Here is a 20,443-nt window from a genome sequence, read left to right as displayed (position 1 = left end):
CTGGGTGATGAAGCCTTTGAGGCGGCTCACTATTCAATCCGTCGCTCGGTGGACATTGTGTTGGAGGCCGTGGACGTACGCAGGCTCTGCGCCAGTTCCACCAGTTGCACGAACTCGTTGCGCAGGCCGAAGCGGTCATCGCCGCGTGCACCTCGGGCCAGGGCTTCGGTGTCCTTGAGGCTGAATTCGCCGGTGTAGCGGCCGTCCTTGAGTTGCTGGGAAAACGCAGCGACCGCGGCAGCGAAACGCAGGTCTTCACTGGCGGACGCAACCTGACTGGCAATCGGCCGCTCGATCAGCAGACTTTTCCCACCCTCAGGCTTTTGATATCGCACGCGCAACATTGCCAATTCTCCTTTCTTCTCGGAAACCACTGCATCGGTTTTTCCATAGCGCAGCGGTTCCAGCCAGCCCTTCTCGCCTGCCGGGACAATTTCATACAGCGCCGTCACCGTATGGCCCGCACCGATTTCACCGGCATCGACCTTGTCATTGCTGAAATCCTCACGCTTCAACGCGCGGTTCTCGTAACCGAGCAGCCGGTATTCGCTGACCTGCGCCGGGTTGAACTCGACCTGCAACTTGACGTTTTTCGCCACCACGGCGAGGGTCGAACCGAGTTGATCCACCAGCACCTTGCGCGCTTCACGCAGGTTGTCGATGTAGGCGTAGTTGCCATCACCGGCATCAGCCAGTTGCTCCATCAGGTGTTCATTGTAGTTATCCACACCGAAACCCAGGGTGGTCAGGGAAATGCCGGTCTTGCGTTTATCCACAGCCATTTGTTTCAGGCTGTCGAAGTCGCTGATGCCGACGTTGAAGTCGCCATCGGTGGCCAACAGGATGCGGTTGATGCCGTTGGGGACGAACGCCTGCTGCGCCATCTGATAAGCCAACTCGATGCCTGAAGCGCCCGCAGTCGAGCCGCCGGCGGTCAATTGCTCGATGGCTGTGCGAATTTTCGTTTTTTCCCGTCCGGAAGTCGGCTCCAGCACCACTCTGGATTCGCCGGCATACACCACCAGCGAAACCCGATCCTGCTCGCGCAATTGATCGACCAGCAACTTCAGGGTGCTTTTGACCCGCGGCAAGCCTTCGGGGCGGTCCATCGAGCCGGACACATCCACCAGAAATACCAGATTGACCGGGTCCAGTTCCGCCACCGCGCGGTCGGAGGCCTTGATGCCGATGCGCAGCAAGCGGGTGTGCGGGTTCCACGGTGAGGCGGCGAGTTCGGTGGTCACGCCGAAGGGCGAGCCATCGCTCGGCAGCGCGTAGTCGTAGGGAAAGTAATTGACCATCTCCTCCAGCCGCACCGCGCCTTCCGGCGGCAGTCGACCTTGATTGAGCAGCCGTCGCACGTTGGCATAGGCGCCAGTGTCGACATCGGCGCTAAAGGTCGAGACCGGGGTTTCGGCGACGCTGTGGATCGGGTTGTCGGCCAGCTTGGCGTACTGCTCGCGCTGCTCGTCGCGATAGCCCTGTGGATAACTTTCAGCGGCCGGCAGCGGTGCAAAACTGGCAATCGGCGCTGCCCGTACACTGCGTTTGGCCATCGCGCTGTCGGCCATGACCGCTTCAGGCTGCACGGAAGATTTCAGTTCGGTCTGCGCCGGCGGCGGCGCGACGGTGGTTTCCGGGCTGGAGGAAACACCGCAACCGGCAACCACCAGCAACACACTGGCAGCAAGGGGGCGCAGAAGCGTGGAAGGAAGGGACATGGGGGCTGACCTCGGGGAAGAATTGATCCATTCATCCCCTGAGACGGGCAGCCCTTTGCGTTCGGGTTAAACCTCGCCAAAAATTTTTTCAGCGGTGATAACGCCGCACCGCACTGCTGTTGCGCAGCACGTGGCCTTTGATTTTTTCCATCAGCTGGGCGCGGGTCAGGCCGGCGGGCAAGGCGTCCGGGGCCAGATCCAGGGCGTAGATCTGGATGATGTAGTGGTGCGCGCTGTCGCCAACCGGTGGGCACGGGCCGACGTAGCTGGTGGTGCCTTTGCTGTTGGTGCCACCGACGCCTTCAAGGGCCGATTTGGCGCCAACGCCGGCGGCAATCTGCCGGGTCGTGGCCTTGATGCCGTAGTGAATCCAGTGATCGACACCCGCGCCTTTCTGGCCGTCCGGATCGTGCATGACGATGGCGTAGCTCAGGGTTCCGCTCGGGCCGGCATTCCAGCTCAGGGCCGGCGACTGGTTCTTACCGCCGCAGCCGGCCGCATCGCTGGCCGCCGCCGAGGTGAACAGGCGGTTATCCGACACGCCGGGAATGCTGAGGGTGAAACGCTCCTGGGCCTGCGCCGGAAACTGCACGCAAAGGGCGACGGCAACGGCCGCCAGCCAAGGGTTGAGAGAGGTCAATCGGGTCATTCCGGGAGCACCTTGTGCAGTTGGGCCTTCGTCGGCCTGCAAACTATAGCCGTACCGTTCGTGCCGTGGCAGTGGCAAATGGCTGAACCTCGCAATGCGGCCCAAACTCGTATGAGAAATGCCTGTGAGGAGCACGACCATGACCCTGCACCGTGTCGCCCGTTTCGCCGATGTGCCTGAAGACCGTGGGCTGGAGGTGCAGATCGGCGACTGCAAGATCGTCCTGCTGCGCGCCGCCGGCCAGTTGCGCGCCTTTCAGGGCGAATGCCCGCACGCCGGCGCGCCGCTGGCGGAAGGTGCGTTATGCCACGGCCGGCTGATCTGCCCGTGGCACAAGGCAGCTTTTCGTGCCGAAGATGGCGCGCTGTGCGAGCCGCCGGCGCTGGACAGCCTCAAGCGCTATCCGCTGGAACTGCGCGGCGACGAGGTGTGGGTCGATGACCAGCCGCTGCCGGATCCGCACACCCCGCCGCAGGACGATCCGCGCACCTTTGTCATCGTCGGCGCCGGTGCCGGGGGAACGGCCTGCGCCGCCGCCCTGCGGGAAAAAGGCTTCGGCGGGCGAATCGTGCTGATCGACCGCGAGCCGGACGCCGGCTACGACCGCACGGTGCTGAGCAAATTCGTGCTGTCCGGGGAAATGCCGTCGGCGGAAACCCCGCCGCTGCGCGATGACGATTTTTACCGCGAACAGCACATCAACCGGGTTTCAGGCGAGGTCACAGGGCTCGATGCCGATACCAAAACCCTTCACCTGAGCGATGGCCGCACACTGCATTACAGCGCGGCGGTGCTGGCCACCGGCGCGACGCCCAACGCATTGGAGTTACCCGGCGCCGACCTGCCCCAGGTGTTTGTCCTGCGCTGCAAAGCCCAGGCGCAATCCATCATGGACGCCGCCCAGCCAGGCCAGCGCGCGGTGATCATCGGTGACAGTTTCATTGCGCTCGAATGCGCCTCGGCCCTGCGCCAGCACGGTCTCGAGGTGACGGTGCTGGCGCGTCACGAGATTCCCTTCGCGGCGCAATTCGGTGAAGCCGTGGGCAAGGCGATCCGGGCACTGCATGAAGAACACGGCGTGAAATTCATCACCGATCACGAAGCCAGGGAGATCACCGGCGACGGCAAGGTCGAGGCGGTGTTGCTCGACAACGGTCTGCGCCTGTCGGCGGATCTGGTGTTGGCGGGAATCGGCGTACATCCGGCCACCGAAGCCTTCGGCGACCTGCCGCGCGAGGAGGATCAATCACTGTTGGTCGATGCCAGCCTGCGCGTGGCTGACGGCCTGTGGGCGATTGGCGATATCGCCACCTTCCCGTTGAACGGCAAACCACAACGCATCGAACACTGGCGCCTGGCCCAGCAGCACGCGCGGATCGCCGCCGCCAACCTGCTCGGTGGCGACGAGCATTACCTCGACGTGCCGTATTTCTGGACCTGGCATTTCGGCCGCAACTACGACTATCTCGGTCACGCCGAGGCGTGGGATGCGGTCGAATTTATCGGCGAACCCGAACAGCCGCCATTTATCGGGCTGTTCGGGAGCAAGGGCGTGGTGGTGGCGGCGGTGGCCTGCGAAGAGGAGCGAGCGATGGCGCTGCTGGCCGAACGCATGAAACAACCACTGCCGATGGATGAAGCCTGGCGGCTGATTCGCGCCGTCAGGTGATCCGGTTCAGCGGCTCGCGGTTGTCGTCGTCCTCGGCGTGCAGAAATATCACCCGAGGATGTTCCAGAGGCGCCAGCGGTGGCGGCAGTTCCTGCGGCTGGACCGGCCACAGATGCGGCACCACTTGGCTGACGTCGCCGTCCTGATCGTTGTGGATGGTCATCACGCCCGGCCCGCGCAGTTTCTGAAAGCGCTCGTCGCACAATTTGAAGCTGCGGCTCAGCCCTTCATCGTCGACCACCGGGGACGGCAGGCGGCGCTGGGCGAAGCTTCGGCTCTTGCGTTGCTGATAGCGCGCCCAGCCGATCAGGATCACCGCGTTGACCAGCGCCACCCACAGGTAAATCTGCAAGGTGCCAAGGGCTTCGAACGCCGAATTGTCGATGCGCGGCCCGCCTTCGTGGGTCTCGATCAGCGGCCATAAACCGCGCGCCAGCAGATACAGCAGGCCGATCCAGGCCAGCACGGTGAAGAACGCATCGACCACCACCAGAAACGGCCGTTGGCGGGTTCGGATGATTTTCATTTGATAACCTCCTCTTCATCGTCCCCGAGCGGCTTGATACCCCGGTCGGGACTGACCCAGCGCGCACGCTTCTGGTGTTGGCCGAACAAGACTTTGGGGAAACTGACCAGCGTGGTCAGCAGGCTGACGAACCAAAACGCAATCGGATACCAGACCACCCAGAACATGGTCTTGCCCAGGCCCGGCTCGTAACGACGGTCAATGATGATGCTGACCGCGAACTGCACCAGACAGACAAACGCCAGCAGCAGACCGGTGAACGCCGGGGGCATCAGGTGATCGACCGCAATCGCTTCAGGCATGACCACGAACTTGCCGACGGCCCAGAAGATCACCGACAACAGGAAGGTGAACGCCCAACCGGTCGACAGGCAGTATTCGAACAGCAGCGGCCACAGGTAACGGTGACGGTACTGCCAGATCCCGCGAATGTTCTTGAACAGCACTTCGGCGCCGCCCTGGGCCCAGCGCAGACGCTGTTTCCACAGACCGCGCAGGGTTTCCGGCATCAGGATCCAGCACAGGGCACGGGGCTCGTAGAAGATGCTCCAGTGATCCAGTTGCAGCTTCCAGCTGATGTCGATGTCTTCGGTGATCATGTCCGGGCTCCAGTAGCCAACCCGGTTCAGCGCCGTGCGGCGGAACGCGACGATCACACCCGACACCGTAAAGATCCGCCCGAACACCCGCTGGGTGCGCTTGATCAGCCCGATGATCGACGAGAACTCGCCGACCTGAACCCGACCGACCAGGGTCGAACGCGTGCGGATTCGTGGGTTGCCGGTCACCGCACCCAGTCGTGCGTTGTCGAGCATCGGCGCCACAAGGTAAGCGGCGGTGTTCGGCGCCAGCAGCGCGTCACCGTCGATGCACACCAGATATTCGCTGCGCGCAGCGATGGCGCCCATGCGCAGGGCCACGGCCTTGCCCTGGTTTTCCGCCAGGTGCAGCACCCGCAGCCGTGGATCTTCCTTGGCCAGCGCATCCAGCACTTGCGCGGTGTTGTCCTTGGAGCCGTCGTTGATCGCGATGACTTCGATGTTCGGGTAGTGCTGCGCCAGCGCCGCGTGGATGGTGTCGGCGGCGTTGTCGCCCTCGTTGTAGCAAGGGATCAGGATCGAAATCAGCGGTTCGCCTTCCAGCGGTGGCGGCAGGGTGTCGTCCTTCCACGGCCAGTGCCGTTCCCAGTGCAGCCAGAAATACAGGCCACCGGAAATCCACAACCCGGACATGAACAGCGGGTAGAAGAACACGAAGTCCATCAGGAATTGCCCGGTGACCAGGAAGATCAGCCCCAGCGGGACGCCGAGGACGATCGCCAGAACAAGCAGGGCCAGCAGTCTATCCAGCATGTCATGGGTTCCATTTGTTGGAGAGCGCAGGCCGCACGGTTTTCAGGTCCGGCAGGTTCTCGAGAAAGTTGTCCGGGTAGTAGCCGAAACTGGTGGCGCCCTGACGCTTGAGGCGGCTCATCCAGTCGGCCAGTTGCGCGCCGTCAATGTCGGTCTGGTCCTTTTTCGTCCAGTCCCGGGCCTGCAATTCGAACACCGTGCGATTCAGCGCACCGGGGCGCTGTTTGATCTTCGCCACCAGTTCTTCGAGCCACGGGCCGGACTGCGCATACGTCTGTTTTTCCATGAGCGGCATGGCCATCGGCGCCGTCCAGTCGTAGGTCACGAGGAAGTCGTCGAGGTTCTGCGCGAACCACGCTTCGCTGTGCGGATTGAGCACCGGCTCGGCGAAGATGTTGCGTGCGGTGAGCACTTGCGGGCCACGAATCGCGCGCACCTTGGCGGTGAGTTCGTTGGTGAAGTCGATCAGGTAACGGCTCTTGAAGCGCGTCCAGCGCTGCATCGCTGCCGGATCGTCACGCAGAGCGGCGATCGAGCCCGGCAAGCCGTTGGCGGCATAGGCCTTCAGCGCCTGCGGGCTGGCGTCTTCGAAGTCCGAAAGCACCGCGTCGTCGTGGTAGAGAATGCCGTCGACCGAAGTTAGGCGTGCCACGTCTTCGTAGATCTCGCCGATGATTCGTCGCACTTCGGGATCGAACGGCGACAGGCGTTTGTATTGATCCGGGTCGACCGCGGTCGTGCCAGTCTTCGGATCCCAGCGCGTCACCCGTGGCAGCTTCGAATCCAGCTCGAAACTCAGCACCGGCATCCACGCGAAAACCTTCACGTGAGCCCGGGTGCGCAATTGCCAGGCGACGCGGTCGAACAGGTCGGCGCGCATCGGCAGATGACGGTTGGGGAAGTACAGCGAATGCACCAGCCCATCGCCCTTCGGATCGGCGAAGGCTTGCAGGAACACGGTGTTGGCGCCCATGTCGGCCATGCGCTGGATCAGTTTGCCGAGGTTGATTTCCTGCTGCGCCGGGTCCGGGTCGTAGACGTTGTCCAGATCGACGTGGACCACGCGCATGGTGAAATCCGATTGCACGCCGACCACGCTGTTGGCGAAGTGCTCGCCGTCAGGGTCGGAAGCCACCAGGAAACGCGGCCCGCTCATCAGGTTGTCGAGGGCATCGAGGCCGTCATCGAGGGTCAGGGCCATTTCATAGCCCTCTTCGCTGACCACGGTCAGCGACGTGCCGTCCGCCGTGCCGTAAGGCCAGACCCAGACGCGCGGTTTCTTACCGGTGTTCTTGCGGATTTTCTCCGAGATCGCTTGCACGTCGGCGCGGATCCGCGCCTGGAAATCGGCTTCGGATTCGTAGCGCTTGCTCACCGGATCGTAGCGTCGGGTCGCGGCCGCCGGCTGCAGGTTGCCTTGCGGGTTGGCGAGGATGCCTTTGTGGCTGGCGTCGGTGTGGGCGGCGATTTCCACCAGGCCCGATTGCGAGATTTCCCGCACCTGAGCCCAGGTCAGGAAGTCCGAGCGCGGACGCGGCGTGCCGGCGAAATCCACCGGTTGGTTCAGCGGCGTATCGATCCAGGTACCGACCGGCGCCAGCAGCGCATGCCAGTTGTAGGCGCGCAATACCGGCAACACTCGGGTGTAGAAGCTTGAGTAACCGTCGTCGAAGCTGAGCAGGATTGCCTTGGGCGGCAGTTCCGGCCCGCCTTGGCGCGCGGCCATGATCTGGTCGACCGTCACCGGTTTGTAGTTGTTCTCCCGCAGCCAGGCGAGCTGTTCGAGCAGGCGCTCGGTGCGCACCGCCACTACCGCCTGATCGGGGTCTCGGTCTTCGACGTCGTGGTAGGCAATGCCCAGCACGTGGTTTTTCGGCCAGGGCTTTTCATTGGCTGCCAGCGGTCGCTCGGACGGCGGCACGAAGGCCGGGGCTTGCTGGGCGCAGGCGCTGACCAGCAGCACTCCCAGCAGAAGGAAGAAACGCGAAATCAAAGGCATCTTCAAACTCTTCTAGAAGCGGAAAGTGAGGTCGACGAGCAGACGCAGATCGGTTTCCCGGTCACCGTCGTAGGGCCGGTTGATCACGCTGAACAAACCGCCCACCTCGAACACGTCGTTCCAGGCGTAGCGCTGGCCGTAACCGAGCAATGCCATGCCGCCGGTGCCGTGATCACGCTGGCTGTAAGTGCCCGCTCCGGCCTGGAACTGCTGGCTCCAGGCGGTTTCGTAGCGGTGGTACAGCACGTGATTGACGTTCAGCAGCGGCATGACGCTGAAGTCCGACTTCGGGTTGAAGTACGGCACGTCATCGGACTTTGAGTTGTGGCTGGTGCCCACTTCCAGGCCCGCATCGACTTGCAGGTTCGGCGCGCTGTAGACGCCCTCTTTGCCGGTCAGCAAGGCTTCGACGCGATTGTTGCCGTCGCTGAAGTGCGACGGGCTGACCGCCAGCCGCCACTCGCGGCTCTCATTGGCGCGCCAGCGGATGAAACCGCTGCCGCCGTTGGCCTTGATGTCGCTGTTGAGTGCCCGTAGCGGGGTCTCGGCCGACAGGTATTCGAGGCTGCCGCCGTATTGCCAGTGGTCGTTGATATCCCGGGCAATCGCCAGACGCCCGCCCTGCTTGTCGCCGAAACCGTAGGAATGATTCGATACTTCGGCTTCGAGGGTCATGTCGCGGGTGCGACGCTCCAGGCCGACACGCTGGAAGCGGTGGTGGCCGGTGCCCTCGGCAAAATCGCCAGTGGCGTATCCGGCCCCGGCGAACACTCGCCAGTCCTCATCGATCGGCGGGCTGTAAAGGGTGGTCTGGATACCGAAATCCCGGCTGCCGGAGACCGCGCCGGCATCGCCACCGCTGCCGCCGTTGGCCTTGCCGCCGTAGGCCTCGACGCGCAGCTCGGACATGTCGTGCACTTCGCGTTCACGGGCCAGACGCTGGACCTGACGGTTGTCAGGGAAGCGCGCCACCACATCATCAGTCAGCGCATCCATCTGCCGCCATTCCTGCAAGTCCATGGCGGTGCGGGCCTGCGCGACTTCCAGGCCCATGTCGCGCGGCGCGATGCTCTCGGTTTCCTTGAGCTGGTTTTCCGCGCGGCGCGGCCAGTTGCGGGCCAGGTACAGGTCTGCCTGGGCCAGGCGCAGGCCGATGTTGCCCGGTGCCTGATCCACCAGAGTCTGCAAACGCTCTTCACCGTGAGGCAGGTCGGAGCCATAGGTGCCGGCCTGTGCCGCCAGTTGCTGGGCGTCCATCCATTCGTCGTTGGGGTTGCCGATCGGCAAGCCCTTGAGTTCGACACGCGGCTTCTGCGCCTTGGCCTGATCCTCAGCAACCTTGCGCGCCTCTTCGGCGCGGTCGCTTTCCAGCAGCGAGTAATACAGCGCCGTGGTGTCTTCGAGTCGGTCGCCGACATCGGCGTCCGGCGCCGCCAGCACCTGACGGTAAAGATCGGTGGCGATTTCCGGCTGGCGCTGATCCAGATAGGACGCCGCCACCCAGCGCAGGGCGTAGGTCGGGATCTTCACGCCTTCGGCTTGCAGCTTCTGGTATTCGCTGATGACTTCGGCGGTGCGCGCCCGGGCCTTGAGTGCGCCCATGCGGTCGATGCGCCAGCGGGTCACGTCATCGTGGGCGCTGGCGTCCGGGGTCCAGGTGGCGAGCAACTGGTCGTAGTCGGCCAGGGCGCGGTCGGCGATCACGTAGCGTTCTTTTTCGCTGCGGGTGGCCAGTTCGGCCAGGCGCACGCGTTCGGCGGCCAGATCACCTTCCAGACGCCGCAAGGTGACCGGATCGATCAACCCCGGACGCAGCCTGGCAAGCCGCAGCGCCGGCTCCGGCAGACGCGCCTTTTGCAGGGCGACCACGTATTCGCGGGCGACCTCGGGTTTGTTGCCGGCGCGCATGAAGGCCTGGTCGTATTCGAACAGCGCGTCGTATGGCTTGCCCGCGCGATTCAGGGCGTAGCCCAGCGCGAGTCGGCGGGAAGGATCATCGGGTTTGGCGGCGACCAGCGAACGGGCGCGGATCACCCCTTCGTCAGGCTTGCTGGAATCGGCCTGGGTCAGCGCGAGACCGAGTTGCAGGTCGGCGTTATCCGGCTCCAGGGTCAGGGCCTTGTTGTAGACCTGGATCGCCTGATCCCAGCGTTTGAGGTTACGGTAGGCCCGGGCGGTGGCGGTCAGCGCCTGAACCGGCAGTGCGCGGCCACGACCCTGGGTCTCGTAGACCTGCACCACTTCGGCGTCGAGCCCGGCCCAACCGGCGATTTGCAGGTGATCGCTGACCTGGCCGGTGGTGGCCTGGGCCGGCGGCACCTGACGCAAGACGGTCAGCGCGGGCGTGTAATGCCCGGCCCGGGCGTCGAGCACCATTTGATCGTAGGCCGTGGCGGCGAACGCGAACGCCGGCCAGAGCAACTGGCTGCACAGCGCGACTCGAAACAAAGGGCGTAAACCACGATGTAATACAGGACCATCAATACGCGGCATTCGTCAGCATCCTTACATGGCCAGCCGGGTAGCAGTGCCCCCCCTTGCCCATTTCGTAACGGAGGCCAAGTAGATCACCTGGCCAAGCTATCCAAGCAGTCTTGCACGCAAGCGTAGATCAATATTCAGAACACAATAATTGTTCAGATTCGTGACGATGACTGGCCCCGGCTGACCGTTGACCCGGATGCCAGACAGCAAAACGCCCGGCGTCTGCGGGTGCAGAGGCCGGGCGTTTCGGTGACGCGCGAGGCGTTTACTGAGGCTGTTCGATACTGCCGAACTTGCTCATCAGAAAGCCCACGAACTGCTCGACGGTCATCTTCTGGCCGTTGAACTCCACCTGATTAGCGGCGTAATGCAGCTTGGTGACAACGTTGGTGCCATCCAGGGTCGCCAGCTGCGAACCGACGGCCATGCCGGCGAACATGTCGGCGCCAGCGCTGGCCTGGTCGACGATGGCCTTGGCATCGGTCTGGCCATCGATTTGCGCCTGCACGCTGAGCAGGTCGACCAGCATCGGCTTGGACACCAACACATTGATGTCCAGCAGCGCGATCAACTGTTTGCCCAGTTGATCCGGTGGCAGGTCCATCGACGCAGGCTTGGTCAGATCAAGCACCAGATTCGCCCGGCTTTCGCCGTTGGCGGTTTTCAGCGACAGGTCTTCCAGCGCCAGTTGCGGCCCGGCCGCCAGCAGTTTCTGCAGGTCGGCCTTGACCTGGTTCGACTCGGCCTCGGTCAGGTTCAGCTCCGGTGCCGGCAGGCCGGCGGCGGTGGCTTCGGCAGCGGCTTTTTCGTAAGGCTGCAGCTTGGTCTGGTAGATCTGCATCAGCGACATCGCCGACGGAATGTCGAGGTTTTTCAGGCTCATGGCCAGATTGGCCGAACCGATCTTCTTGTCGTTGAGGGTCACTTCAGCGACCTTGTAGTCGGCACGGCCGGAGGCGTTGCTGCCGTTCTCTTCAGTGCGGTTCTTCATCTCGAAGTTCTTCACGCCCAGCACTGACTGCTTGGCGCCGAAGGTGGTCTTGCTGCTGGTCAGTTCCAGGGTGTTCTCGCCGGTGTAATAGCCGTAGGTACTCTTGGCGAGGTTGCTGGCCAGGGTCAGGCCATTGAGTTCGATCTGCACCGGCGTCTGGTCTTCGGCGACCGTGGTCAGGCGCAGGCTGTCCATGTAGCCGTCGGCCTTGACCTTCTGGGCCTGGGCGCTGGCGGAAATATCCATGTTCAAGCCGGAAAACTTCAGGTTCGACTTGTCATCCAGCGCGGTTTCCAGTGGCAGCAGTTCGAGGTTGCCGGTGGTGGACTGGTCGTAGCCGATGTTGACCACACCTTTGAGCGGCGCCGCGCCCTTGGTGGCGGCAAACCATTTTTCGGTGATCGGGGTCTTTTCCAGCTCAAAGTGACTGGTGGCCATGACCGGCAGCCATTTCAGCGAAACCAGACGCGAGAACGGCAGCGGGCCATGTTCGATGCGGTCGACGAACAGCAGCTCGACCGGCGCTTCGCCGAACATTTCACCCTCGCCCTTGAGGCGATAGTGCGCGGTGCTGCTGAAGGTGTTGCGCTCCAGCGACACCAGTTCCAGCGACGCACTGCCGTTGGAGCCGGCCATGGCGGTCTGCAACTCGCTGTTGGCATTGGCGACGGCGTTGTTCAGCACGCCTTCGATTTTGGTGCCGGTGTACCAGGCCCCGCCTACGCTGATGGCGCCAATGGCCACAACAATTCCGAGAAGCACGCCTGCTGATTTATTCATGAATGACCTGATCGATTTCCGTGGCTGAAAGTGTGGTCGTCTTCCCTGAACCCGTGACCGGGCCGTGGCGCGACTCCGCTGAATTTAGCGGTGGAGATTAGCACCGGGCGCGCCTGGCAGCCCAATGTTTAAAGGTTAAAGAATGTCGACAAGACATGGACAAACAAAAAGATCGCCGGGTTCGGCGATCTTTTCGGGCTCAGGAGTATTGAACCTCGATCTCGTCCAGCTGATGGTCGAAGCTTTTCAGCCGCGCGGTCCAGGTGTACACCAGCACTTCGAAATCCCGGTCGATCACCGCTCCGCCCGGCCCGTCGCTGCGCGGGTCGCAGAAATCCAGTTGATAACGCTCGCGGGCCATGGCTGTGGCGACGTCCGACAGTTCGCGGGCGTTGTTGAGCCAGTGCCAGCCGTCGCCGGCGACTTGTCGGTCGAGGGCCAGACATTGTTTTTTCAGGGCTTCGAGGCTTTTTTCCAGCGGCGTGCCGGTGAGCTCGCCCATGACTTCGGCGAAGGTACGCCCCGGCTGCCAGTAGCCGCCCCAGAAGTAGCGGTCGAATACGGTTTCGACTTTGCGCAGCGCGACCTTGGTGTCCCAGATCAGCAGCAGCGTCTTGCTTTGCTCAAGCTGGCGTTTCTTGAGTCGCTGGGTCTGCACCAGCGCCGACGCCACGACCACGATCGCCATGACCGCGATCAGCGCCACGGTGCTGTCGAGAAAGACCATTGCCTTGTCGATCTGGTGGGCCAGCATGATGCCGTAGAAATAGGTGGCCGACAGCAGCACCAGGGCTACCAGGGCGCACCAGAAGCCAAGAGCGTAAGGGTTTTTCATTATTGGTTTCCCCTAGACCTGCGCTAGCGATGTGCACTGAAAAGGCGCCTGGTTCGGGGCGCCCTTTCAATACTTCAAAGCATAGCAACGGCCTCAGGGTTTGCTGGCGCTCGAGGCTTGCGTTCGTCCGCTTTCCCAACCGCCGCCCAGGGCGAGGAACAAATCGATCTGGCTCATGGCAACCTGGGTGTTGGCCGCGGCCAGTTGCGCGGTGACGTCGGTGTAAGTGCGGGTGGCCTGCAGGTCGGCAAGGAACGACTCGCGGCCGGCCTGGAAGAAGCGGTGCGTCTGGTCCGCCGCCAGTTTCGCCGACTGCTCGGCATCGGCCAGTGCATCGCGGCGTTGCAGCAGCGCGGAGTACTGGGACAGGCCGGTCTGGGTTTCGCGGATGGCGTTGAGCACCACGCCGTCGAAATGCGCCAGCGCGCCCTGGGTCGTGGCTTCGGCTTCACGGATGCGGGCCCGGGCGCCGTTGGTCGGCACGCTCCAGCTCAGCGACGGGCCGAAGCCCCAGCGGTTGGTGGAGGGTTTGCCAAGGTTGTCGAGAATGCCGACGGTGCCGATTGTCGCGCCGAAACTGATGTCCGGGTACAGCTCGCCGGTGGCGATGCCGATCCCGGCGGTCGCGGCCGCCAGACGCCGCTCGGCCTGGCGGATGTCCGGCCGACGCTTGAGCAGCGCGGCGCCGTCACCGACTGGCACCAGTTGCGCGATTTTCGGCAGCTCGGCACAGGTCGCGGTGCCGGCCGGCAATTGATCGACAGGCTTGGCCAGCAGCATCGACAGCCGGAACAACCCGGCCTGCCGCGCCGCCTCATAACGCGGCATGTCGGCGCGCAGGGATTTGAATTGGGTCTGCGAACGGGTGACCTGGGTTTCGTCGCCACGCCCGGCATCGCGCAGGCGCTGGATCAGGGTGGTGCTCTGGGATTGCAGGTCGAGGGAATGCTGGGCGATTTCCCGTTCCTCGTTCGCCGCGCAGACCTGGGTGTAGGCCCGCACCACGTCGGCGACCAGAGTGATGCGTGCGGTGTCGGCAGCGGCCTGAGTCGCATCGGCGTTGGCCTTTGCCGCTTCAATCCCGCGTTGCAGGGTGCCCCACAAGTCGAACTGGTAGGACGCGCTGATGCCGATATCGCCAATGTTGGCCACTGGCACTTTCTCCGGCAGCAGGAACGCCTCGCCGGATTCCTGCAAGCGTTGCGCGCCCATCTTCACGCCGCCGCTCCAGCCACCGGCTGCCTCGGCTTCATCGACCTGCGCACGGGCCCGCGACAGGTTCGCCGCCGCCACTCGCAGATCGGTGTTGGACGCCATGGCCTGCTGCACCAGTTGATCCAGACGCGGATCCTGGTACAGCCGCCACCAGTCCGCCGGCACCGGGGCCGACACCACCGGTTTGCCGGCCACCGCCAGGTCGCCCTGGAAATCCTTGCGCTGGATCGCCGCGTCTTCGGGCACGTGGTAGTCCGGCCCGACCATCGAGCAGGCCGACAGCATCATGCCCAAACCGGCGATCATCAGAGCCCTGCTCATTTGGCGGGCTCCTGCGGTTGATCGTCGATGATCGACACGGTCGCGGTACGCCCGGCGATCATGCGGAAGTCATCCGGCACATCGTCGAAGGCAATGCGCACCGGAATCCGTTGCGCCAGGCGCACCCAGCTGAACGCCGGATTGACGTTGGGCAGCAGGTTGCTGCCGCTCGAACGGTCGCGGTCTTCGATACCGGCGACGATGCTTTCGACATGTCCGCGCAGGCGGGCGCGGTCGCCGATCACGCGGATATCCACCGATTGCCCAATGTGGATGCCGTCGAGTTTGGTTTCTTCGAAATAGCCGTCGATGTGGAACGAATTGCTGTCGACCACCGACAACACCGGACGCCCGGCGGTGACGAATTCCTGCGAGCGTGGCGCACGGTCGTTGACGTAGCCGTCCACCGGACTGCGGATCACCGAGCGATCGAGGTTGAGCTGAGCACTGTCCACCGCCACCAGCGCTTCGGCCAGGGCCGATTGCGCGCGGGCCACTTTCGACAGGCTTTCTTCCAGCTGTTCGGCCGGCACCAGATTGCCCAGACCACGGTTACGCTTGGCTTCACGCTGCGCCTGAGCCAGGGTTTCTTCGCGATCAGCGACCGCCGCCCTGGCCTGGCGCAACGCCAGTTTGAAACGGTCCTGGTCGATGCTGAACAGCACCTGGCCGCGTTTCACCAACTGGTTGTCCTTCACTTCGACCTGCTGGATCAGCCCGGACACGTCCGGGGCGATCTGCACGATGTCGGCGCGAATGTGGCCGTCGCGGGTCCAGGGCGCGAACATGTAATACATCACCATGCGCCAGACCACGACGACGGCGAAAGTCACGATCAGCAGCGTCAGGACGACGCGACCGAGGGTCAGAAACGGTTTTTTCATGTCATCAGGTATCGACTGAGTGAATCCACGCCGTACAGCATCAAGGCGTAGAGAGCCACGTTGAACAATGCCCGGTGCCAGACCAGACGGTAGAAATGCAGGCGTGTGAGCACGCCGTGTACCAAAACAAACAGCACATAAGTGATGCCCATCAACACCAGCAGGGTCGGCAGGAAAATGCCGCTGATATCCAGATCACCGATCATAGGGGCGCTCCTTCGGGCAGCGGTTCTTCGGGCTCTGCGTTGGAAACGAACTCCACGCCGGGCAACAGCGCCAGGCGCAAACCGCTCAAGGCGTGCAACAGGTTGAGCCGGGTTTCTTCATCGCCGTGGCCGTTGAGCGCACGGCGGGTGCGATCCATGGTCATCAGCAAGGCGCTTGGCGCTGGCAGGCGTTCGCCGGCCTTGAGGCAGGCCCGGAAATACTCGCCAACCTCTGCCACCACTTGCTTGAGCAACGCGTTCGGCGCGCCCGTCACTCGCGGTGTGTAGGCGAGCAAGTCGAGCAGGTTCAGCCCCACGCGCACTTCGCGCATGGCGATGCCGGTGTCCTGCCCGGTCAACGCCAGACGCGGCAGGTGCTGCATCAGACGGTCAAGCAGTTGCACGCCAAGCTGTCGGTGTTCGGCGAGGTTCGCCGGTTCGGTCATGCTGACGATGTCTTTCCAGCTGAAACGGGTCAGGCGCTTGGCCGCCAGTTCGGCGCCGAACGGCCGGGCGATCAGGGTCCAGATAAACGCGAACAACAACCCAATCGGGCCCGCCAGGTTGGAATTGACGAAGGCAAAGAAGTCCGCGTCGTAAGCACCGGAAATGCTGATGAACGACGAGGTGTTGACCAGCGTCAGCAGCATGCCGAGGTAGAAGCGTGGCTGCACCGTCAGGGTGCCGACACAGATGAACGGCACCGCGAACGCCAGCACCAGCATCGGAAAGTCATGCAGGTTCGGCAGCACCAGAAACAGGTACAGACTGGCAAACAGCACCGACATTCCGGTCCAGAAAAAGAACCGGTAAATCTGCGGCGCCGGGTCGTCCATCGAGGCGAAGAAGCTGCACGACACCGCCGCCAGAATCACCGCGCTGCCACCGTCGGTCCAGCCCAGCAGGATCCACAACACCGAGGCAACGATGATCGCCAGAATGGTCGAGGCCACCGAATACAGCATCAGCCCGCGGTCGATGAATGGCGTCAGGCGACCGAGGCGCCAGTGACGATACACCGCGCGCCAGCTGTCCTGGCGCTCGCACAGGATTGCGTCCTGCAGACTGCGGCAGTCCTGCCAAAGATCGATGAACTCGCCGAGGCGATACAGCGCGTTGGAAAACAGCAACTGTCTGCGATCTTCCAGGGCTTCGGCGCTCGGTTGCAGCGCTTCGAGCTGATCCCGCAGGGCTTGCCAGCGTTCCAGATCGGCGTCTTTGTGGCTGAGCCATTCGCGAGTCGCGGTGAGCAGTGGTGCGAACTTTTCCACCAGCTCGGGCGTGCGCCGTTCGAGGGCGTAAAGCGAATCTTCGAGGGCATCGATCACCGGCAGCAGGTGAATCATCCGGCCGCGCAGTTCCTTGGTGTTGCGTACGGTTTGCGGCCGCGCACCTTCGTGCGGCAACTGGCCGATCATCAACTCCAGGCTGTTGAAACTGCCGACCATGGCCATGCGCAGGGCTGCGACCTCTTCGGGCTGCACGTCGCGGCTGAGGAATTTCAGGCTGTAGGTCGTGGCGTCGGCGAACCATTTGCCCACGGCGTCGTTGAACACCGGCGCCAGGCGCCGTGGCCAGAACATCGCGCCGACCACCGCCGCCACGGCGATACCGAGAAAGATTTCCTCGGTCCGCGACTCGGCCACGTCCCACACCGCCAGCGGGTTATCCACCACCGGCAGGGCGATCAGCGGCAAGGTGTAGCCGGCCAGCATCAGCGCGTAGTTGTTGGCGGTGCGCAGGTGCAGGGACAGGAACAGCAGAATCCCCGTCCACAAGGCGATGACCACCACCAGCACATAAGGGCTCTGAACGAACATCGGCACGAACAACACCGCCGCCGCCGCACCGAGAAACGTGCCGATCGCCCGATACAACGCCTTGGAACTGGTCGGGCCGAGGAAAGGGCTGGAAACGATGTACACCGTGGCCATCGCCCAGTACGGACGCGGCATCTGCATGAGCAAGGCGATGTACAGCGCGGTCATCGAAGCCGCAAACGTGCGGACCCCGTAGAACCAGTCCCGCGCCGGGGGCATGCCGGAAAAGAACCCGTTCACGGATTGATCACCGTTGGCGGAGTGGCCGCCTCAAAAGCTCTCAGTACTCGAAGCGTAGCCTCCAGATCGCGCTGGTCGATGCCTTCGAGCACTTCATGACGCAGACGCACCAGTTGCGCCTCCACCGCTTGCACCAGCTCACGACCGGTGTCGGTCAGGCTCAGGCATTTGGCGCGACGGTCCTGGGCATCTTCGGTGCGGCAGACAAACCCGGCGTGACACAACTGATCGAGCAGGCGCACCAGCGACGGCGACTCCATCCCCGCCGCCTGCGCCACCTGCACCTGGCGCACACCCTCGCCCAACCGCCCGATCATCAACAACGGGACGGCGCAGGCTTCGGAAATTCCATAATTGACCAGCGTGGTCTGGCAGATCTTCCGCCAATGCCTGGCGGCCACCACCATGGCACTGCTGATGTTCATCTGGAGAGCGTCGAGGTTATTCGGCACGAGGGAATGCACACACTGTTAGTTTGCTAACTATCAATATCGCATTGGAGGGGAAATTCAGTCAAGTTTTGAAACAACTTTGCCCACTTGTCGCTGGATCGTTCACTTGGTTCCATTTTTGGAACTTACGATGTATATACCTTTTCAGTACCAAGCCTCATTTGAAGGAGTTTCACATGTCAAAACAAGCCGTTTTTACGATGAAGCTGGAGCCTGAGTTGCGTGAGCAATTCATGGCTGAAGCTGAAGCAACGCATCGCCCTGCCTCGCAAATCGTTCGGGAAATGATGCGCCACTTTGTCCAGACTCAACGCGAGGCTCGCGAGTACGAGGCGTTTCTACAGCGGAAAGTAGATATCGCACGAGCCGCTATACGCGACGGTGATGGCTTGTCGAATGAAGAAGTAGAAGCAGAATTCGCCGCAAGGCGCAGGCGGGCAGACAATCAAGAATGAAGATTATCTGGACGAAAACCGCCACAAAGGAACGTGAAAAGATTTGGGATTATCTTCACTCCGTAAACCCAAAAGCCGCTGTAGATATGGATAACCGCTTCAGCGAAGCGGTTATCCGAATTTCCCAGAATCCGGAAATCGGCCCAGCCGGTATCATTGCCGGCACGCGAGAAGTCATTCCACATCAAAGCTATCGGCTCGTATACCAATTGGAAGGCGACGCAGCCTGGATCCTGGCGCTGGTTCATACAGCTCGGTTATGGCCGCTACCGCGATGACTACTACCCCGCCCGCCCCTTCCTCAACATCACATCCAGCTGATCCACCACCTCCGCCCAATCCGCATCATCGAGAATTTCGTCCCGCAGGAAATCCGCCTGGCTCTCGCTCCAGAAAAACGCGTCGCACAGGTGCAGTTCGGGTTTGAGCGGGGAATGGGTGGCGATGAACTGGTCAATGCTGACCGGGTCGTAGTCCAGGCCGAGTTGCTTGAACAGGGATGGGAGGCTGTGCGTCGGGTTTTCCATGTCGGAACTCCTGCGAGATTTGTAGGGTGTGAAAGATTTTTCGCGAGCAAGCCCGCTCCCACAGGTTTAGCGCAGAACCTGTGGGAGCGAGCCTGCTCGCGATTGGCGTCGGCACAGACGCTAAAAAAGCTACTGACTCAACTCCCGCACCTGCGCATGCGGCACCATTTTCAGGAACTCGGGCATGCTCATGTGCAGCAGGTTGTTGTGGTTGCCGGCTTCCAGGTAGATGTCTTTCTGCCGGGTCAGCAGCGGGTCGATGACCATGTCCAGGCCATAGGAATCGCCCAGTGGCGGTACGGCGCCGCGTTCGCAGTCGTCGAAAATGTGCGCCAGATTGCTTTCGCGGGTGATTTGCCATTCGCCGCTGCTGCGCACCTTGCTCAAGTCCAGGTGTCGGCTGGCGGGCAGCACCGCCATCAGGTAGTGCCCGTGACGGTCGTCCAGGATCACCGATTTGGCCACCCGTTCTGCGGCAATCCCGGAGACCCGCGCCGTTTCCAGGCTGCTGGACGAGTGCGGGTGGGTGACGATGTCATATTCGCATTGCGCCCGGTTGAGGCTGCTCTGCACTTTCTTGGCCATACGCATGATGCACCTCGGTGCCCGCCGACGCTGCGCGGCGGACGGTAATGAAACGCTGTGGCTGTCCTTCAAAGTCTAGTCCCGTCGGCCGCGCACACCGGGAAATCCGCCCACTGACGGGGCGGAGAGAATTGATCAAAATTCATCCAGCCACAGCCTCAACTAGACTGTAAGAACAACCCCTGACTCTCGCGGAGGGTCACGTGAACATCCGTTGCTGTGCGTTTGCCCTGTTGCTGCTGAGTGGATCGGTGGTTGCGGCAGACACCCCGTTTACCGCTGTCAGCCCGGTCGGTCTGTGGCTGATCACCCTGGGCATCGCGTTTCTGATCGCCGAAGCCGCGCTGCCCAACTACGGGGTGATCGGCCTCGGCGGCATCGTCATGTTTGTGATCGGCGCGCTGATCCTGAGCAACGCCGAACTGCCGGTACCGATGATGATCGGCCTCGGGCTGGTCAGCGCCCTGTTGCTGATCGCGCTGCTGGTCCGCGCCCTGAAAACCCGACCGCGCCAACCGGTCAGCGGCGATGCCGGCCTGCTCGGCAGTGTCACGGCGGTGACGGTGGTGCAACCGGAAGACAGCCGCAACGGCTGGGTGCAATTACAAGGAGAACGCTGGCAGGTACTGAGCGCCACGCCGCTGCACACCGGGCAACCGGTGCGGGTGGTCGGACGCAAGGGCCTGTTGCTGCAAGTGGCCGCGACTGACGCGGCACCGCTCGGAGAGTGAT

The 20,443-nt window shown here is 62.8% G+C and carries 19 protein-coding genes; 4 read left to right on the top strand and 15 right to left on the bottom strand.

What is annotated here, in order from left to right; translation table 11 throughout:
• Nucleotides 1-29 precede the first annotated feature (29 nt).
• Together PDR5_RS00860 and PDR5_RS00855 are read right to left on the bottom strand one after the other, a co-directional pair.
• Entirely contained in the window at nt 30-1,721 is a 1,692-nt protein-coding gene (locus tag PDR5_RS00860; RefSeq protein WP_064592613.1) for a vWA domain-containing protein, read from the bottom strand.
• A gap of 88 nt (nt 1,722-1,809) precedes the next feature.
• On the bottom strand, nt 1,810-2,370 hold the full coding sequence (locus tag PDR5_RS00855) for a YbhB/YbcL family Raf kinase inhibitor-like protein (protein ID WP_064592611.1): 561 nt from the start codon (nt 2,368-2,370) through the stop codon (nt 1,810-1,812).
• A gap of 139 nt (nt 2,371-2,509) precedes the next feature.
• Between PDR5_RS00855 and PDR5_RS00850 the strand changes: the two genes are divergently transcribed.
• Complete coding sequence (locus PDR5_RS00850) at nt 2,510-4,039, top strand: FAD-dependent oxidoreductase (RefSeq protein WP_064592609.1); 1,530 nt, start codon at nt 2,510-2,512, stop codon at nt 4,037-4,039.
• Here PDR5_RS00850 and pgaD read toward each other — a convergent pair.
• The 11 genes from pgaD to PDR5_RS00795 all read right to left on the bottom strand — a co-directional run bounded on the left by pgaD (nt 4,032) and on the right by PDR5_RS00795 (nt 18,117).
• On the bottom strand, nt 4,032-4,565 hold the full coding sequence (gene pgaD / locus PDR5_RS00845; RefSeq protein WP_039772993.1) for a poly-beta-1,6-N-acetyl-D-glucosamine biosynthesis protein PgaD: 534 nt from the start codon (nt 4,563-4,565) through the stop codon (nt 4,032-4,034). The genes PDR5_RS00850 and pgaD overlap by 8 nt on opposite strands.
• Nucleotides 4,562-5,917: a poly-beta-1,6-N-acetyl-D-glucosamine synthase gene (gene pgaC / locus PDR5_RS00840; RefSeq protein WP_064592607.1), complete on the bottom strand. Its 1,356-nt coding sequence runs from the start codon at nt 5,915-5,917 to the stop codon at nt 4,562-4,564. The genes pgaD and pgaC overlap by 4 nt, the downstream gene beginning before the upstream one ends.
• A 1-nt stretch (nt 5,918) precedes the next feature.
• Nucleotides 5,919-7,916, bottom strand: a complete 1,998-nt coding sequence (gene pgaB / locus PDR5_RS00835; RefSeq protein ID WP_064592605.1) for a poly-beta-1,6-N-acetyl-D-glucosamine N-deacetylase PgaB — start codon at nt 7,914-7,916, stop codon at nt 5,919-5,921.
• A 12-nt stretch (nt 7,917-7,928) separates the two neighbouring features.
• Nucleotides 7,929-10,409, bottom strand: coding sequence for a poly-beta-1,6 N-acetyl-D-glucosamine export porin PgaA (gene pgaA / locus PDR5_RS00830; RefSeq protein WP_064592604.1), 2,481 nt, complete (start codon nt 10,407-10,409; stop codon nt 7,929-7,931).
• Nucleotides 10,410-10,665: 256 nt separating this feature from the next.
• The gene (locus PDR5_RS00825) at nt 10,666-12,171 is read right to left on the bottom strand and encodes a YdgA family protein (protein WP_064592602.1); all 1,506 of its coding nucleotides are present in this window, start codon (nt 12,169-12,171) and stop codon (nt 10,666-10,668) included.
• A gap of 199 nt (nt 12,172-12,370) precedes the next feature.
• On the bottom strand, nt 12,371-13,006 hold the full coding sequence (locus PDR5_RS00820; RefSeq protein WP_011331886.1) for a hypothetical protein: 636 nt from the start codon (nt 13,004-13,006) through the stop codon (nt 12,371-12,373).
• 93 nt (nt 13,007-13,099) lie between these two features.
• The gene (locus PDR5_RS00815; RefSeq protein ID WP_064382679.1) at nt 13,100-14,542 is read right to left on the bottom strand and encodes an efflux transporter outer membrane subunit; all 1,443 of its coding nucleotides are present in this window, start codon (nt 14,540-14,542) and stop codon (nt 13,100-13,102) included.
• A complete protein-coding gene (locus PDR5_RS00810) occupies nt 14,539-15,426 on the bottom strand; it encodes an efflux RND transporter periplasmic adaptor subunit (RefSeq protein ID WP_064592600.1) in 888 nt (295 codons plus the stop codon). The genes PDR5_RS00815 and PDR5_RS00810 overlap by 4 nt, the downstream gene beginning before the upstream one ends.
• On the bottom strand, nt 15,423-15,632 hold the full coding sequence (locus tag PDR5_RS00805; RefSeq protein ID WP_064592598.1) for a DUF1656 domain-containing protein: 210 nt from the start codon (nt 15,630-15,632) through the stop codon (nt 15,423-15,425). Before PDR5_RS00805 ends, PDR5_RS00810 begins: the two co-directional genes overlap by 4 nt.
• A complete protein-coding gene (locus PDR5_RS00800; RefSeq protein WP_064592596.1) occupies nt 15,629-17,692 on the bottom strand; it encodes an FUSC family protein in 2,064 nt (687 codons plus the stop codon). The genes PDR5_RS00805 and PDR5_RS00800 overlap by 4 nt, the downstream gene beginning before the upstream one ends.
• Complete coding sequence (locus tag PDR5_RS00795) at nt 17,689-18,117, bottom strand: MarR family winged helix-turn-helix transcriptional regulator (RefSeq protein ID WP_011331882.1); 429 nt, start codon at nt 18,115-18,117, stop codon at nt 17,689-17,691. The genes PDR5_RS00800 and PDR5_RS00795 overlap by 4 nt, the downstream gene beginning before the upstream one ends.
• Nucleotides 18,118-18,320: 203 nt before the next feature.
• Between PDR5_RS00795 and PDR5_RS00790 the strand changes: the two genes are divergently transcribed.
• Nucleotides 18,321-18,599 (top strand): hypothetical protein, encoded by a 279-nt coding sequence (locus PDR5_RS00790; protein WP_007957667.1) that lies wholly within the window; start codon nt 18,321-18,323, stop codon nt 18,597-18,599.
• On the top strand, nt 18,596-18,877 hold the full coding sequence (locus PDR5_RS00785; RefSeq protein ID WP_064592594.1) for a type II toxin-antitoxin system RelE/ParE family toxin: 282 nt from the start codon (nt 18,596-18,598) through the stop codon (nt 18,875-18,877). Before PDR5_RS00790 ends, PDR5_RS00785 begins: the two co-directional genes overlap by 4 nt.
• Before the next feature lie 3 nt (nt 18,878-18,880).
• Here the strand turns inward: PDR5_RS00785 and PDR5_RS00780 are convergent, their stop codons facing one another.
• A complete protein-coding gene (locus PDR5_RS00780) occupies nt 18,881-19,126 on the bottom strand; it encodes a DUF2789 domain-containing protein (protein WP_064592592.1) in 246 nt (81 codons plus the stop codon).
• 129 nt (nt 19,127-19,255) lie between these two features.
• On the bottom strand, nt 19,256-19,717 hold the full coding sequence (locus tag PDR5_RS00775; RefSeq protein ID WP_007957669.1) for an aminoacyl-tRNA deacylase: 462 nt from the start codon (nt 19,715-19,717) through the stop codon (nt 19,256-19,258).
• Between the two features lie 197 nt (nt 19,718-19,914).
• Between PDR5_RS00775 and PDR5_RS00770 the strand changes: the two genes are divergently transcribed.
• Entirely contained in the window at nt 19,915-20,442 is a 528-nt protein-coding gene (locus tag PDR5_RS00770) for an NfeD family protein (RefSeq protein WP_064592591.1), read from the top strand.
• The last annotated feature ends 1 nt before the right edge of the window (nt 20,443 follow it).

The organism is Pseudomonas sp. DR 5-09, assembly GCF_001655595.1.
In the GTDB taxonomy this organism is placed as follows: Bacteria; Pseudomonadota; Gammaproteobacteria; order Pseudomonadales; family Pseudomonadaceae; genus Aquipseudomonas; species Aquipseudomonas pharyngis.
The sequence above is the reverse complement of the archived record's forward strand: the minus strand, read 5'-3'. Positions and strand labels throughout refer to the sequence as shown.